Annotated in this window: 16 protein-coding genes and 2 pseudogenes; 7 read left to right on the top strand and 11 right to left on the bottom strand. The window is 71.4% G+C overall.

The genetic code is table 11. The annotated features are described in order from the left end of the window. Positions 1-498 precede the first annotated feature (498 nt). Positions 499-855: pseudogene (locus tag AC0HI0_RS04490) on the top strand (tetratricopeptide repeat protein); the annotation flags it as partial. Positions 856-925: 70 nt separating this feature from the next. Here AC0HI0_RS04490 and mshC read toward each other — a convergent pair. Beyond that, entirely contained in the window at positions 926-2,164 is a 1,239-nt protein-coding gene (gene mshC, locus AC0HI0_RS04485) for a cysteine--1-D-myo-inosityl 2-amino-2-deoxy-alpha-D-glucopyranoside ligase (RefSeq protein ID WP_480930962.1), read from the bottom strand. An 83-nt stretch (positions 2,165-2,247) separates the two neighbouring features. Here mshC and AC0HI0_RS04480 point away from each other — a divergent pair. Continuing rightward, positions 2,248-3,059: pseudogene (locus AC0HI0_RS04480) on the top strand (SPFH domain-containing protein). A gap of 73 nt (positions 3,060-3,132) precedes the next feature. Further along, positions 3,133-4,896 (top strand): aa3-type cytochrome oxidase subunit I, encoded by a 1,764-nt coding sequence (gene ctaD, locus AC0HI0_RS04475; protein ID WP_480930961.1) that lies wholly within the window; start codon positions 3,133-3,135, stop codon positions 4,894-4,896. A 9-nt stretch (positions 4,897-4,905) separates the two neighbouring features. Here the strand turns inward: ctaD and AC0HI0_RS04470 are convergent, their stop codons facing one another. The 5 genes from AC0HI0_RS04470 to AC0HI0_RS04450 all read right to left on the bottom strand — a co-directional run bounded on the left by AC0HI0_RS04470 (position 4,906) and on the right by AC0HI0_RS04450 (position 7,967). Continuing rightward, complete coding sequence (locus AC0HI0_RS04470) at positions 4,906-5,523, bottom strand: hypothetical protein (RefSeq protein WP_480930960.1); 618 nt, start codon at positions 5,521-5,523, stop codon at positions 4,906-4,908. Positions 5,524-5,737: 214 nt separating this feature from the next. Next, on the bottom strand, positions 5,738-6,325 hold the full coding sequence (locus tag AC0HI0_RS04465; RefSeq protein ID WP_480930959.1) for a TetR/AcrR family transcriptional regulator: 588 nt from the start codon (positions 6,323-6,325) through the stop codon (positions 5,738-5,740). Between the two features lie 115 nt (positions 6,326-6,440). Next, positions 6,441-6,911, bottom strand: coding sequence for a VOC family protein (locus AC0HI0_RS04460; RefSeq protein ID WP_480930958.1), 471 nt, complete (start codon positions 6,909-6,911; stop codon positions 6,441-6,443). A 45-nt stretch (positions 6,912-6,956) separates the two neighbouring features. After that, positions 6,957-7,454 carry a pyridoxamine 5'-phosphate oxidase family protein gene (locus AC0HI0_RS04455; protein ID WP_480930957.1) on the bottom strand — a complete coding sequence of 166 codons (498 nt, stop codon included), beginning with the start codon at positions 7,452-7,454 and terminating at the stop codon, positions 6,957-6,959. A gap of 12 nt (positions 7,455-7,466) precedes the next feature. Continuing rightward, positions 7,467-7,967: a cysteine dioxygenase family protein gene (locus AC0HI0_RS04450; RefSeq protein WP_480930956.1), complete on the bottom strand. Its 501-nt coding sequence runs from the start codon at positions 7,965-7,967 to the stop codon at positions 7,467-7,469. 107 nt (positions 7,968-8,074) lie between these two features. Between AC0HI0_RS04450 and AC0HI0_RS04445 the strand changes: the two genes are divergently transcribed. Then, complete coding sequence (locus tag AC0HI0_RS04445) at positions 8,075-8,980, top strand: LysR family transcriptional regulator (RefSeq protein WP_480930955.1); 906 nt, start codon at positions 8,075-8,077, stop codon at positions 8,978-8,980. 382 nt (positions 8,981-9,362) lie between these two features. On the opposite strand, the gene AC0HI0_RS04440 is transcribed toward AC0HI0_RS04445, so the two are convergent. Further along, positions 9,363-10,487, bottom strand: a complete 1,125-nt coding sequence (locus tag AC0HI0_RS04440) for an FAD-dependent monooxygenase (protein ID WP_480930954.1) — start codon at positions 10,485-10,487, stop codon at positions 9,363-9,365. Positions 10,488-10,629: 142 nt separating this feature from the next. Between AC0HI0_RS04440 and AC0HI0_RS04435 the strand changes: the two genes are divergently transcribed. Next, entirely contained in the window at positions 10,630-11,529 is a 900-nt protein-coding gene (locus AC0HI0_RS04435; RefSeq protein ID WP_480930953.1) for a TetR/AcrR family transcriptional regulator C-terminal domain-containing protein, read from the top strand. 41 nt (positions 11,530-11,570) lie between these two features. Here AC0HI0_RS04435 and AC0HI0_RS04430 read toward each other — a convergent pair whose 3' ends face one another. Next, entirely contained in the window at positions 11,571-12,131 is a 561-nt protein-coding gene (locus tag AC0HI0_RS04430) for a hypothetical protein (RefSeq protein WP_480930952.1), read from the bottom strand. 741 nt (positions 12,132-12,872) lie between these two features. Here AC0HI0_RS04430 and AC0HI0_RS04425 point away from each other — a divergent pair. Next, positions 12,873-13,097 carry a hypothetical protein gene (locus AC0HI0_RS04425; RefSeq protein ID WP_480930951.1) on the top strand — a complete coding sequence of 75 codons (225 nt, stop codon included), beginning with the start codon at positions 12,873-12,875 and terminating at the stop codon, positions 13,095-13,097. 11 nt (positions 13,098-13,108) lie between these two features. Here the strand turns inward: AC0HI0_RS04425 and AC0HI0_RS04420 are convergent, their stop codons facing one another. Genes AC0HI0_RS04420 through AC0HI0_RS04410 form a run of 3 tightly spaced genes read right to left on the bottom strand, consistent with a single transcriptional unit; the run spans position 13,109 to position 14,403 of the window. Further along, complete coding sequence (locus AC0HI0_RS04420) at positions 13,109-13,345, bottom strand: DUF397 domain-containing protein (protein WP_480934252.1); 237 nt, start codon at positions 13,343-13,345, stop codon at positions 13,109-13,111. Then, positions 13,329-13,544, bottom strand: a complete 216-nt coding sequence (locus tag AC0HI0_RS04415; protein WP_480930950.1) for a DUF397 domain-containing protein — start codon at positions 13,542-13,544, stop codon at positions 13,329-13,331. The genes AC0HI0_RS04420 and AC0HI0_RS04415 overlap by 17 nt, the downstream gene beginning before the upstream one ends. Then, on the bottom strand, positions 13,495-14,403 hold the full coding sequence (locus tag AC0HI0_RS04410; protein WP_480930949.1) for a helix-turn-helix domain-containing protein: 909 nt from the start codon (positions 14,401-14,403) through the stop codon (positions 13,495-13,497). Before AC0HI0_RS04410 ends, AC0HI0_RS04415 begins: the two co-directional genes overlap by 50 nt. Positions 14,404-14,568: 165 nt before the next feature. On the opposite strand from AC0HI0_RS04410, the gene AC0HI0_RS04405 reads away from it, so the two are divergent. Next, complete coding sequence (locus tag AC0HI0_RS04405; protein WP_480930948.1) at positions 14,569-14,865, top strand: hypothetical protein; 297 nt, start codon at positions 14,569-14,571, stop codon at positions 14,863-14,865.

The following is a 14,865-nucleotide window of genomic DNA, read 5'->3' as shown; positions in this document are numbered from 1 at the left end:
GGACGTCCTGGACCGGGCGGACAGCGTGGCGCTGCTGTCCCGGACGCGACCCCCGGCGAGGCCGCGCGACTGGCGGAGCCGCTCGGCGACCTGCCGCCGGCGATCGAGCAGGCGGCGGCCTACATCAAGACCACGGGCCTGCCCGCCGCCACCTACCTCGACCTGCCGGCCACCCGGACCACCGAGGTGATCCGGCAGGGCAAGGTCGCCGGCCACGAGCGGACCCTGGCGACGCTGTGGGACCTGTCGTTGGCCGAACTCGGCGCGGCCGAACGCCGGCTGCTCGACCTGCTCGCCCACCTGGCTCCCGAACCCGTCCCGCTGGACCTGTTCACGCTGCACCCCGACCGGTTGCCGCCGCCGCTCGCCGGGACCGCGGCCGACCCGATCGCGTTCAACAACGCGGTGGGCGTGCTCGTGGACCACTACGTGGCGCGCGCTGCTCCCGCCGAGCGCGCGCTGGCGGTGCAGGAATCGCGGCACGGAACCGATTCGCCGATGACCACCGAACAGCTCGCCACCCTCGGTGCCGTGCTGGACGAGCCGGACCGCTCGGCCGACGCGCTCACGCTCTACCTGCGGGCGCTGGAGATCGGCGAGCAGGTCCACGGACCCGCGCACCACCCGCCGGAACACCCGGAGGTGGCGATGAGCTTGAACGACCTGGGCAACCTGCTCAGCGGGCTCGGCCGGGCGGCCGAGGCGGAGCCGCTGCTGCGGCGCGCGGTGGAACTGACCGATGCGACGTTCGGGCCCGACCACCCGCGCGCGGTCGTCATGGCCGACGACCTCCGCCACGCGCTGACCCTGCTCCACCGCGAGGACGAGGCGCGCGAACTGGTCGAGCGGGCGCGCCGGACGGCCGAGCGGCAGCACCGGCTGTGGGGCGCGGCCCGGCCGGAACCGCGCCCCACCGCCGGTGCCGCTACAGCTCCACGCCGAGCAGGGCGTCCACGGCGTCGCGGAACAGCTTCGGCGCGGACTCGTCCTTTCCTCCGGTGGACAGGGCCTGCGCGGCCCACGCGTCCAGGGCCGCCAGCGCGCCCGGGGTGTCCAGGTCGTTGCCGAGGTGGTCGCGCAGGCGGGTGACGGTCGCCTCGGCCGACGGCGCCGCGTCGAGGGCCGCCGCGCGCCGCCACGTGGCCAGCCGCTCCTGCGCCCGCGCCAGCAGCGCGTCGGTCCACGGGCGGTCGTCGCGGTAGTGGCCCGCGAACAGCGCCAGGCGCACCGCGTTCGGGTCGACCTTCTGGGACCGGAGCTTGGAGACGAAGACCAGGTTGCCCCGCGACTTCGACATCTTCTCGCCGTCCAGGCCGATCATGCCCGCGTGCACGTAGTGCCGCGCGAACGGGTGTTCGCGGGTCAGCGCCTCGGCGTGCGCGGCGCTGAACTCGTGGTGCGGGAACACCAGGTCGGAACCGCCGCCCTGGACGTCGAACCCGGTGCCCAGGCGGTTGAGGGCGATCGCGCTGCACTCGATGTGCCAGCCCGGCCGGCCCGCGCCCAGTTCGGACGGCCACGACGGCTCGCCGGGCCGCGCGGTGCGCCACAGCAGGGCGTCGAGCGGGTGCCGCTTGCCGGGCCGGTCCGGGTCGCCGCCGCGCTCGCCGAAGTACGCCAGCATGGTGGCCTCGTCGTAGTTCGACTCGTAGCCGAACCGGCCGGACGCGGTGTGGTCGAAGTACACGTCCGGGTGATCCGGGTCGTCCACCCGGTACGCCGCGCCGTCCGCGAGGAGCTTCGCGACCGCCTCCACGACCTCCGGGATGGCCTCCACCGCGCCGATGTACTCGCGCGGCGGCAGGACCCGCAGCGCCACCATGTCCTCGCGGAACAGGGCCGTCTCGCGCATCGCGAGCACCACCCAGTCGTCCTGGTCGCGCTCGGCGCGCTCCAGCAGCGGGTCGTCGACGTCGGTGACGTTCTGGACGTAGTGCACCTCGTGGCCGTTGTCCAGCCACACCCGGTGGACCAGGTCGAACGTCAGGTAGGTCGCCGCGTGTCCGAGGTGGGTCGCGTCGTAGGGGGTGATGCCGCAGACGTACAGCCTGGCGGTGTCACCGGGGGCGGTGGGGCGCACCTCGCCGGTCGACGTGTCGTGCAGCCGCAACGGGCGTGGCTCTCCCGCTACCCGCGGAACAGGGGTGGATGACCAGGTCTGCATGGAATCGACCCTAACTCGCGGGTTCAAGCGGACGTCCGCCTGGCGGGACGTCGGGCGTACCCTGATCGTGGGAGATGATGGCCATGATCCTCGACGTCGTGTTAGCCGTCCTCGGAGCCGCCGTGCTCGGCCTGGGTGCCAGTGCGCGCGTGGTCAAGCAGTACGAACAGGGTCTGGTGTTCGGTTCGGCCGGGTGCGGCAGGCGCTGCGCGGCCCCGGTCTGACCCTGGTGGTGCCCGGCGTGGACCGGCTGAAGAAGGTCAACCTCCAGATCGTCACCCTGCCGATCCCGGCGCAGGACGGCATCACCCGCGACAACGTCACGGTCCGTGTCGACGCGGTGGTGTACTTCAAGGTGACCGACCCGGTGAAGGCGATCGTCACGATCGAGGACTACCGGTTCGCCGTGCTCCAGGTCGCCCAGACCTCGCTGCGGTCCATCATCGGCAAGAGCGAGCTGGACGACCTGCTGTCCAACCGGGAACGGCTCAACCAGGGCCTGGAGCTGATGATCGACAACCCGGCGATGGCGTGGGGCGTCGAGATAGACCGGGTGGAGATCAAGGACGTGGCGCTGCCGGAGGGCATGAAGCGGTCGATGTCCCGGCAGGCGGAAGCGGAGCGTGAGCGGCGGGCCAGGGTCATCACCGCCGACGGCGAGTTGCAGGCGTCGCGGAAGCTGTCCGAGGCGGCGGCGCAGATGGCCGCGACACCCGCCGCGCTCCAGCTCCGGCTGCTCCAGACCATCGTGGAGGTGGCGGCGGAGAAGAACTCGACGCTGGTGCTGCCGTTCCCGGTCGAGCTGCTGCGGTTCCTCGAACGCGCGTCCGAGCAGATCGCCCCGCCGGCCGCGCCGCCCGAGCCCCGGTCGTCGGCCGAACAGCTGCCCGGCTGAGCGATTGCCCCGGTACCCGATCAGGTGGACCATGTGAGGTGGCTCACGTCATCGGGACGAGGGAGGCGGTGGCATGACCGCGCTCAAGCCGGAACCCGTGATCGTCTACCCGGGAGCGGCCCGCCGCCGGCCCCTCGGCTCGGTGCTGCTCGGCCTGTTCAAGACCACCGACCCGAAGCAGATCGGCCTGCTCTACCTGACCACGTCGTTCGCCTTCTTCATGATCGGCGGCCTGATGGCGCTGCTGATCCGCGGCGAACTGGCCCGGCCGGGACTCCAGTTCCTGTCCACCGAGCAGTACAACCAGCTGTTCACCATGCACGGCACGATCATGCTGCTGCTGTACGCGACGCCGATCCTGTTCGGGTTCGCCAACTACATCCTGCCGTTGCAGATCGGCGCGCCGGACGTGGCGTTCCCCAGGCTGAACGCGTTCTCGTACTGGCTCTACCTGTTCGGCGGCACGATGGTGGTGATGGGGTTCGTCACGCCGGGCGGTGCGGCGGACTTCGGCTGGACGGCCTACACCCCGCTGTCGGACGCCGTGCACTCCCCCGGCATCGGCGCGGACCTGTGGATCATGGGGCTGGCGGTGAGCGGCCTGGGCACCATCCTGGGCGGGGTCAACATGGTGACCACGGTGTGCTGCCTGCGCGCGCCCGGCATGACCATGTTCCGGATGCCGATCTTCACCTGGAACATCTTCGTCACCAGCATCCTGATCCTGCTGGCGTTCCCGATCCTGACCGCCGCGCTGATGGGCCTGGCCGCCGACCGGCACCTGGGCGCGCACGTGTTCGACCCGGCCAACGGCGGCGTGATCCTGTGGCAGCACCTGTTCTGGTTCTTCGGGCACCCCGAGGTCTACATCGTGGCGCTGCCGTTCTTCGGCATCGTGAGCGAGATCTTCCCGGTGTTCAGCCGGAAACCGCTGTTCGGCTACAAAGGACTGGTGTTCGCCACGTTCGCCATCGCGGCGCTGTCCGTGGCGGTGTGGGCGCACCACATGTTCGCCACCGGGGCGGTGCTGCTGCCGTTCTTCTCGCTGATGACGTTCCTGATCGCGGTGCCCACCGGGATCAAGTTCTTCAACTGGATCGGCACGATGTGGAAGGGCCGGCTCTCGTTCGAGACGCCGATGCTGTTCAGCGTCGGCTTCCTGGTCACGTTCCTGCTCGGCGGGCTCACCGGCATCCTGCTGGCGTCACCGCCGCTGGACTTCCACGTCACCGACACGTACTTCGTGGTCGCGCACTTCCACTACGTGCTGTTCGGCACGATCGTGTTCGCCACGTACGCGGGCATCTACTTCTGGTTCCCGAAGATGACCGGGCGGATGCTCGACGAGCCGTTGGGCAAGCTGCACTTCTGGACCACGTTCATCGGGTTCCACCTGACCTTCCTGATCCAGCACTGGCTGGGCAACCTCGGCTTCCCGCGCCGGTACGCGGACTACCTGCCGTCGGACGGGTTCACCACGATGAACACCATCTCCACCATCGGCGCGTTCCTGCTCGGCGCGTCGGTCCTGCCGTTCGTGTGGAACGTCCTGCGCAGCTACCGCTTCGGCGACCCGGCCGAGCGCGACGACCCGTGGGGCTTCGGCAACTCGCTGGAGTGGGCCACGTCCTGCCCGCCGCCCCGGCACAACTTCACCGAACTGCCCCGGATCCGCTCGGAGCGCCCGGCGTTCGAACTGCACTACCCGCACATGGTCGAGCGGATGCGCGAAGAAGCGCACTTCTCGTTGGCCAGGCCGGGCAAGCGCCACGTCCGACCGGACGAGACGACCGAAACCGCGCTCGCGCCGACGGACCGGAACTCGAAACCGGACTGAGGACGTCGACTACGGCGCGCGGGTCCGGCGGCGGTTTCGCACGAACCACCAGCCGCTGACCAGGTGCGTCGCCACGACCACCGACGCGCTCACCCACGCCACCCGTTCGACGAACCGCAGCGCGGGGCGGTCCACCGACAGCGACAGGCCGGCGTCGTCGGGGTGGAACGCCACCGAAACCCGGTCGCCGACGGCGAGGTCGAAGGTGCGGAACGTGGTCGACGTGCGCCCGCTCGGGCACCTCAGCACCGCGAACCCGTCCCGCCCGCCGTCCTGCGTCGGCTGCGAGTCGAACCGGTCGACCGCGCAGTCCTCCACGTCGCCCCGGCTCGCCAGGGCGCGTCCGGGCGCGATGACGAGGAAGCAGATCGCCGCCACCGCCACCGCGACGGACGCGACGACCACGGTCGGGTGACGGTCGGACTCCAGTCGGACCACGGTCGACGGCCCCACGTTCGCGACGGCCGGCAGCACGAGCACCGGCAGCACGAGCACCGGGTACAGCCACGGCAGGGCGGGGACGAGCCCGGTCAGCCAGGCCAGTCCGAACGCGAGCCCGTAGAGCAGCGGCATCCCGGCCGACGCCACGGCCGACCACGCCACGACCTTCCCGATCCCAGGCGACACCCGCACCTCCGGTGGCCGAACAGGTGGCGAGTGTGCCGGCCGCGCCCGCCGCACAGCGCTCCTTTCGGCGGACCGCCCGCCGACACGGTGGCCGTGCCCGTCCGGACGCTTCGGCATTCCGCGCGGACCGGGGCCGGCCGGGGTGAGCGAGAGCCTGCCGGCACCGACCTTCCACCGCGCCTCCCGGTGGACTGCTGCCCGGAGTTGCCGCCGGTCAGGTGCCGAGCAACGCCCGGACGGTGTCGGTGAGCACGCGAACGGGCAGGACGCCCTGCACCACGAACCGCTGGACGCCCAACCCGATGCCCAGGCTGAGCAACGTCCGCGCGAGTTCGTGCGGCGGCAGCAGCGGGGCGAGGGAGAACTCCTCGCACTGCACCCGGATCAGGTCTTCGAGGGCGCGCACGACCAGTGCGTCGCGGCGGCCGAGTTCGGCTTGCAGGCCGGTGTTCAGGCGGGCCTGCAACGCGAACTCGACCTCGAACTGGGTGCGCGGCGCGTCGCCGAGCATCCCTTCGGCGTACTCCTCGAACGCGCGCAGCCGTTGCTCCAGCGTGCCGCCGCTGAACGCCTTGCCGATCTCGGCGATCCGCTCCGCGTACAGGCGGTCGACCACGACCAGGCACAGCTCGTCCTTGTTGCGGAAGTTCGAGTAGACCGCGCCCTTCGAGAAACCGGCGGCCTCGGCGACCTTCTCCAGCGACGTGGCGTGGTAGCCGTCGCGCAGGAACAGCCGCTGGGCGGTCCCGGTGAGCAGGTCGCGGGTGCGGGCCTGGCTTTCCGCTCGGGTCAGTCTGGGCACCCGTTCAGCGTACTTTGGCAGACCATCAGTATTGAAATACCGTCGGTATCCATGATGCCCGGACGGCCCGCCGGCTCCGCGACTTCCGACCCGCCGACTACCCGGTCACCGCAGGTCACCCGATCTGCTCGGCCAGCGCGATCACGATGCCGGCGGGGCCGCGCAGGTAGCAGAGCCGGTAGCTGTTCTCGTACTGCACCAGCTCGCCGAGGAGTTCGGCTCCGTGCGGCCGCAGCCGTTCGAGGATGTCGTCCATGTCCTCGACGGCGAACATGACGCGGTGCGCGCCCAAGATGTTCGTCGGCGCGCGCGGATCGCCCTCTCGGCTCGGCGGCGTCAGGTACTTGGTCAGTTCGATCCGCCCGTGGCCGTCCGGGGTGCGCATCATCGCGATGTCCGACCGGACCCCCTCAAGGCCGACGAGGCGGTCCACCTCGCTGCCCTCGACGGTCGCCTCGCCTTCCAGCTCCAGTCCGAGTTCGGCGAAGAACGCCTTCGCCGCCGCGAGGTCGTCGACGACGATGGCGACGTTGTCCATCCGCCGGATCGTCCCGCGGCCGGGGCCTTGCCGGTCGGTCTCGTTCATGGTGGTCTCCTTCCGGGCCGGGTGCTCCCGGCTTCGACGGCGGGTTCAGGCGGACTGGCGTTCCTTCTGCCGCTGCATGAGTTCCTCGATGGCGGTGGGCAGGGTGGTCTCGAAGTCGATCAGCTTGACCCAGGTCGGCTTCACCACGATCCGGACCATGCCCTCGTAGAGCGACTTCACGCCCACCTCCCACTCGGCCCGCTGCTCGGGCGTCATCTCGTAGGTGCCGTTCCACTGGAGGTACTCGTCCGGGATGCCGTCCACGGCGTCCAGCTCCGCGCGGCCCCGGATGAGCAGGACCTTCGGCGGGTGCGACTCGGTGTCGATCGTGAGCGCTACCGCGGGGTTGCGGCGCAGCGCGGCGAGTTTGCGCGCGTTCGTCGCGGTGCACATGACGATCTCCGCGCCGTTCCAGACGATTCCGATCGGGATCGCCCGGGGCGTGTCGTCCAGTGCGGTGAAGGCCAGCCTGGCCAGGTCGCGGGCCAGCAGTTCCTGGCTGTACGGGCGGTTCAGCACCTCGTCGATGGCGTTCTGGTCCATGGTTCGAGCCCCTCAGTCGTAGTAGCGGCGGGCGCTGGACCCGACGCGGGTGATGTCGGTGCCGTAGACGTGCAGGCTGACAGCGGTCTCGTCGCCGACGTTGCGGATGCGGTGGATGTCACCGGGCGGCGCGAACCCGCCGACCTCACCGGTGGCGTTGTCCCGCGTGCCGACGGGGTTGAGCGCTTCGTCGAACAGTTCTTCGTGCTCGACGCCGGCCAGCACGCCCACGACGCACCAGGTGATGTGGTCGTGGATCCGGGTGCTCTGCCCGGGACGCCAGACCAGGCCGAGGACGGAGAACGCCCCGTCCGGCTCGACGTGCAGCAGGTGGCCCGCGACCCGGTCGGGCAGGCCGAGGCGCTGCTCGGGCGTCAGGATCCCGGGGCCGGGCAGGTGCGCGCGGAGCTGGTCGGCGACCAGGTCCGCGGTGTCCGACCAGCCGGCCCGCACGTCGACCGCCCGGCGCACCGCCGTGACGAGGTCGGTCAGCGTCACCAGTGAGCGGGTCATGGCCGCGTCCTCCTTCGCTCGGCGGTTCCGTCCTGATCAGCCTCCCTCGCCGACAACCCATTCGTCCAATGCCAATACTTGGGCGAACTCATGCGTATCCTCGATGCATGCTGGACATCCTGCGGTTACGGGTCCTCGCGGCGATCGCCGCGCACGGCTCGGTCACCAAGGCCGCCAAGCACCTGAACTACTCCCAGCCCGCCGTCAGCCACCACCTGGCCAGGCTGGAGGCCGCGACCGGCGCCCGGCTCGTCCAGCGGGTCGGCCGGGGCATCCGGCTCACCCCGGAGGGCGAGCACCTGGCCCGCCGCGCCGCCGAGATCGTCGGCCGGGTCGACACCGCCGCCGCGGAGCTGTCGGCGATGGTGGGCCTGCGCACCGGCCGCGTCCGGGTCGCGGGCTTCCAATCGGCGCTCGCCGCGCTGGTGCCGCACGCGGCGGGCACCCTGCGCCGCGAGCACCCCGGCATCGACCTGCACCTGATCGAGGCCCACCCGCGCGTGGCGCTCGACCTGCTGCGCGCAGGCCAGGTCGACGTCGCGGTCGTCTTCCGCTACGACGACGCGCCCCCGGCCGACGTCCGCGCCACGCACCTGTTCGACGACCCGATGTACCTGCTCAGCCTCGAACCCGAGCAGACGCTGGCGGGCAACCGCGACTCGGCCTGGATCGCGGGCTGCGAGAACTGCCGGCGCGAGTTCCTCGACGCCTGCGACCAGGCGGGCTTCGTCCCGCCCATCGCCTACACCAGCGACGACATCATCGTCCAGCAGGCGCTGGTGGCGGCGGGCATGGGCGTGACCACCATGCCGGGGCTGGCCCTGCGCACCCACCACGCGCCCGGGATCGAGGCCAGCGCCCTGCGCGGCTTCCAACGGCACGTCTACCTGGCCACCTACGGCGACCCGCCGGACCCGCCCGCGACCACGGCCTTCATCGCCGCGCTGCACCACGCCGTCGAGCAGACCCGACCGGGCGAACCGGCGTCACCCACCGGTCACCGGCCGGGCTAGCTGTACTGCCCGAGGAGGTTGTGGACGTGGGGACACGTAGTCGGATGATCCTGGAATGAGGGAGGGCCTCCGGGTTCGGTGTGGATTGCGACGTCTGCACCGGCCACGGAGGCCCTCGTTTTCCACGCCGACGCACCGTCGACCCCGACCGGCAGGCTGCGTCCGGCCCGGTGTGCCGTGGACGACCTGTGGCCGCTGCGACGCGCGGCGGGCGGCCGCAACAGTTCCGCCCACCGCGACCCCGCCCGTCCCCGCACCCCGGAAACCGAGCGTCGCGAAGCGCTGCCCCGATGGCCGCACACCGACAATCACCACCCCGGCCCACCGCACTCGACGGCCCACCACCCGCCGGCCGCGCTCCCAACCTCACAGGGCAGTACAGCTAGACCTCTCGCGGCGCGTCCAGGCTGATCGCGTGCTTGGCCTGCTCCATGGACTCCTCGGACGCGCCCTGCCCGGGGTTCTCCGTGGCCAGCGCCTGGTTGACCGCGACGAACGGCCGCAGCCGCTCCTCGTACCCGGTCAGCCCGGCCTGCTGGTCGGCCGCCCGGCCGAGTTCGTCGGCCAGCACGTACGCGCCCACCAGGGCCAGGCTGGTGCCCTGCCCGGACAGCGGGGACGCGCAGTGCGCGGCGTCGCCGACCAGCACGACCCGCCCCTGCCACCAGCGGTCCATCCGGACCTGGGCCATCGCGTCGAAGTAGAAGTCCGGGGCGGCCCACATGGCGTCGAGCAGCTTGGGCGTCTCCCAGCGCAGGTCGGCCAACCGGTCGGCGATCAGCGACTTCTGGTGCCCGGTGTCGTGGCGGTCGTGGTCGAGCGGGTCGGACGCGAAGCCGAGGGTGGCGCGCAGCTCGGTGTTGCCGCGCGCCGGGTAGACGCAGTAGCTCGCGGTGCGGGTGTCGTTGTGCACCCACACCTGCCAGTCGTCCAGGTCCAGGAAGTTGTCGGTGCTGAACACGCCCACGTACGCGCCGAGGTGGTGCAGGTACCGCTCCTCCGGGCCGAACGCGAGCCGGCGCACCGCCGAGTGCAGCCCGTCCGCGCCGACCACCAGGTCGAACGTGCGGGGTCCGGCCTCGCGGAAGGTGACGCGCACGCCGTCGTCGTCCTGGTCGAGGCCGGTGATGGCGTCGCCGAACAGGTAGTCGACGCCGTCCTGCGCGCTGGTGTGCAGCAGCGCGGTGAGGTCGTCGCGCAGCACCTCGATGTCGTCGCTGTCCAGGCGGCCGGCGCTCAAGGTCGCCTCGGTCGAGCGCCACTGCTCGGTGCCGTCGGCGTCGAGCATCGACATGCCGCCCATCGTGGTGCGCAGTTCCCGTGCCCGGTCGAGCAGGCCCATCCGGTCCAGCACGTCGAGCGCGACGCCCCGGACGTCGATCGCCTGGCCGCCGGGGCGCAGCGCGGGCGCGCGTTCCACGACGGTGGGCGCGTAGCCGTTGCGGTGCAGCCAGTGGGCGGCGGCCAGACCTGCGACGCCGGCGCCGGAGATGAGCGCGGTCTTCATCGGGAGTCCTCCTCGTCGGTGCGGTACGCGACTGAATTTACGCAGTACGCACAGCCGTTCACAACGCTGTACTAGCGCAATAAACCCCTGCTCAGAGCCTCATTGCTGCTAGGTTCTGTACTAGTACAGGAGGAGGCACGACATGATCCCGCCCTACCAGCGCATCGTGGCCGACATCAAGCGCCGCATCACCGACGGCGACCTGGCCCCCGGCGACCGGGTGCCGTCGGCCCGGCAGGTCGCCAAGGACTGGGACGTCGCGCTCGCCACCGCCACCAAGGCGTTGACCACGCTGCGCCAGGAAGGGCTGGTCGAGGCGCAGCCCCGGGTCGGCACCGTCGTGGCCTCCGCCCGGCCCCGACCGCGCACCGCGGCGGCCCCCGAACACGAGCTGACCCGGGAACGCGTGATCCGCGCGGCGATCGGCATCGCCGACGCCGAAGGTCTGGCCGCCCTGTCCATGCGCGGCATCGCGGCCCGGCTCGGCGTCGCGGCCATGTCGCCTTACCGGCACGTGGCGAGCAAGGGCGACCTGGTGCTGATGATGGCCGACACGGTGTTCGGCGAGGCACGCCTGCCCGGCCCACCGCCGGCCGACTGGCGGACGCGGGTCGAGACCGGCGTCCGCGCGCTGTGGGCACTGCACCGCGAGCACCCGTGGCTGGCCCAGCTCGGGCCGTTGACCCGGCCGCTGGTCGTGCCCAACCTGCTGGCGTACTCGGAGTGGGTGCTGGGCGGACTCGACCAGCTCGGCCTGGACCCGACCACCACGTTCGACCTGAACGTGCTGCTCTACAGCCACGTCCTGGGCCTGTCGGTGCACCTGGAGCGGGAGGCCAACGCCGAGGGCGCGACCGGCCTGTCGACCGAGCAGTGGATGGACGGCCAGGCCCGCAACCTCGGCCGGCTCGCCCCGGCCCACCCGACGTTCGCCCGCCTCATGGCCACCTTCGCCAAGACCGGCTACGACCTCGACCTGGACGCCCTGTTCGAACTCGGCCTCCGGTCGATCCTGGACGGCCTGGAGCGCCGGGCGACCTGACACCGACGCCGCCACCAGGCGCTCGCCCGGCGGCGGGGGCGTCAGCCCGTCGCCGGAGCCGGGGCGGGCGTCGGGAAATCGCCCTTCGACACGCGGACGACGTCCGCGCCGTAACGCTCGGCCAGCGCCGCGCGGTCCGCGTCGCTGCCGTCCACGGTCGTCACGTTCACCGCCGAGCCGTCGACCGCCGGACCCCACGTGGAAATCCGCACGTTCCTGGTCTTCCAGTACTCGGCGTCGGCCGCGATCCGGTCGGTCACCTCCTTGAGCCGGCTCAACGGGAACTTCGCGTCGGCCAGGTCCAGCCGGGCACCGTGCACCGCCGCGCGCGCCGCGTCGTCCAGCGCCGGATCGGGCAACCGATAGACGACCACCCGGTCGCCGTCGAGCCGCACGCCCGCGTAGGTCTGCGGGAAACCGGTCTCCAGCAACGGTCCGAGCGCGGACGCGGCGGCCTCGGCCGCCGGGTCGTTGGTCGGCGTCACCGTGGCCGACGTGGACTTCGGCGGGTCGCCCGCCACCTGCTCCGCGCCCTTCCCGGCACCACACCCACCCACCGCGAACGCTCCCGCCACCACCACTGCGAGCACCACCCGGTTCACCGGTCCCGACCTCCTCGCGCCGCCGTCGTCCGTCGCTGCCAGGACGGGACGGGACCAGTGGGCGGTTGCACCGGCCGGCGACGAATTCCGGACCCGCCGGAAATCCGCAGGTGGCGACCGCCGCCCGAATCGGCGGATCGAAATCCCGAACCGTCGCGATTGGCGCACCCGGGCCATCCGGTGCCGCGTCCCCGCCGAACGGGAGAACCGATTTCCTGCCGCATCCTTTCCCCGGGTCGATCACCCGCACACCGTTTCGCTCGCCCACCTGTTCCGCCGGATCGAAAACATCCCGGAAAAGGTGCGTGACCGCATGAGAATCGACTCCCACTCGCGTTGTGGCCGACCTGGGCACCCTGCCCGGCGACACGGACGCCGACGTGGCCGGCCTCGACAACGCCGGCATGGTCATCGGCCAGTCTTTCAAGGGTTTCTGGCACACCCCCGTCACCGCGCGCGCGGTGAAGTGGAGCCGCAACGGCACCATCACGGCGCTGCCCGTCCCGCGCGGCGACACCAACCCGCACAGCAGGTCGGTCGACATCAGCCGCCGGGGTGCCATCACCAGCTACACGTACGGCGGCACGGAGTACCACGGCCTGCGCTGGAACACCGACGGCACCGTCACCGCGCTCCAACCGCTGCTCGGCAGCCGGGCCACGCTGCTCGCCATCCCGCCGGGGCGCGTCGAGTCCTACCCGAGGGCGACCGACGACCACGACAGCGTCATCGGCACGGGCCGTGAACGACGCCGGTGTCGCGGTCGGCCACTCGTCGGTGTTCCGCAACCCGTACAAGGAGGAAACGCACGCCGTCCGCTGGTCCGCCACCGGCGAGGTGACCGCACTGGGTTTCCTGCCCGGCGGCACGGAGAGCAGCGCGGGCCACATCAACGCCTCGGGCACGATCGCCGGCTCGGCGACAGCGGCGGACGAGCACCTGCGGGCCGTCGTCTGGCGGCACTGACCGCCTTCGCGTCACCGGCCGGCGTGCGCCCGCTCGCCCTTCAGGCTCCCGAGAAAACCGGCGAACGCCGCCGAGCCGAACAGCAACACCGGCCCGGCGGGATTCTTCGAATCACGCACGGCCACCACACGCACCAGGCCCGCGACCTCAACGCAGTTGCTCGCACCGTTCTGACTACGGCTGCTCTTGCGCCACCGCGATTCCCCGAACCCATCCGGCGGCACTGACCGCCTACCATTCGGCGGCATCTGCCCGCTCACCCTTCAGACTCCCGAGGAACCCCGCGAACGCCGCCGAGCCGAACAGCAACACCGGCCCAGCGGGATTCTTCGAATCACGCACGGCCACCACACGCACCAGGCCCGCGACCTCAACGCAGTTGTCCGCACCGTTCTGACTACGACTGCTCTTGCGCCACCGCGATTCCCCGAACCCGTCCGCCGCCACCCGCAGCCTCCGCCCAGTCGAGTTCTCCGATCAGACGATCGAGCAGCGCAAGGGAATCGGCAGGTGACAACGCCGCGCGCCGGGCCCGATCAAACGCCAGTCTATAGACGTCGGTGTGCGGTGGACGATCGTAGATTTCGGCGTCGGTCAGCGCTTCCACGTAGGCGAACGTCACCACGGGATCGCCGATGTGGAGCAGGGTGAACCTGGTGCCCAGCGCGAGGTGCGCGCCCGCCTCGAACGGCAGCACCTGGACCGCGATGTTCGGCCGGGCGGCCAACGTCCTGAGGTGGTCGAGTTGGGCGCGCAGCACCGCGCGACCGCCGACGTGCCGGCGCAGTCCCGATTCGCTCAGCACCAGCACGACCTGCGGCGCGCCGGGTTCGAGCAGCCGCCGCCGGCGCTCGGCCCGTTGCCGGACCGCCGCCTCGACGCCCTCGGGGGCCAGTGCCCCGCCCTGGACGAGCAGCGCACGGGCGTAGTCCTCGGTCTGCGCCAAGCCCGGCACCAATTCCTCGGCGAACAGCTCGACGTGGTCGGCCGCCGTCTCCAGCGCGAGATAGGTCTGCGCCCAGTCCGCCGCGAACGCCGGGCCGGGGTCGCGCTTGCGAGCGATCCTGCCCAGTTCGACGACCTTGACGCGTTCCTCGGCGTCGAGGCCGAGCAGGTCGGCGAGGACGGTCACCTCGACCGCCGCGAGCTTGCGCTTCCCGCTCTCCACCAGGCCGACCTTCTGCACGTACGACCAGCCGAGCGCGCCGGCCACGGCGTTGGCGTCCACGCCCGCCCGTTCCCGGTAGGTACGCAGCAGGGCGCCGAGTTCGATGCGCCGCGCCAGGGGCGGCGGCTGGTCGGCCATCGGTGGCGGTCCTCTCGTCGGGGTGCGCTTCAGTCCGGTGCGTTGTGTTGCGGCGCAAGGAGTATCGGGACAGGACCGGTCTGGGCAATACACCCGATCGTGCAGTTCCTACCGTCACATGACAGTAATAGTGTCGCAGTATTCAACCTGTCGAGGAGGAACCCGATGAACCCGCCCACCGGGCCGAAACCGCTGTGCGGTGAAGAGGAATTCGCCGCGATCCTGCGCGACCTGGTCAACGGCGACGCGCCCCGGCTGTTCGCCATAGTGGAGGAGTACGGGGTACGCGAGGACGCGTGGGTCGCCGCGTGGGGCATCGACCTCGGCGACCACGCCGAGGTGCTCGGCGTCGACGGTGATTTCCGGCTCACCACCGAGAAACCGGAGACCGCCGTGCGGCTGTTCGCCGCGACCGGCGGCGTGACCGCGCACCTGGTGTGGCCGGACACCCGGCAGGGCTGA

It is taken from the genome of Saccharothrix sp. NBAS 001 (assembly GCF_056640475.1).
This window is presented reverse-complemented; position numbering and strand designations above follow the sequence as displayed.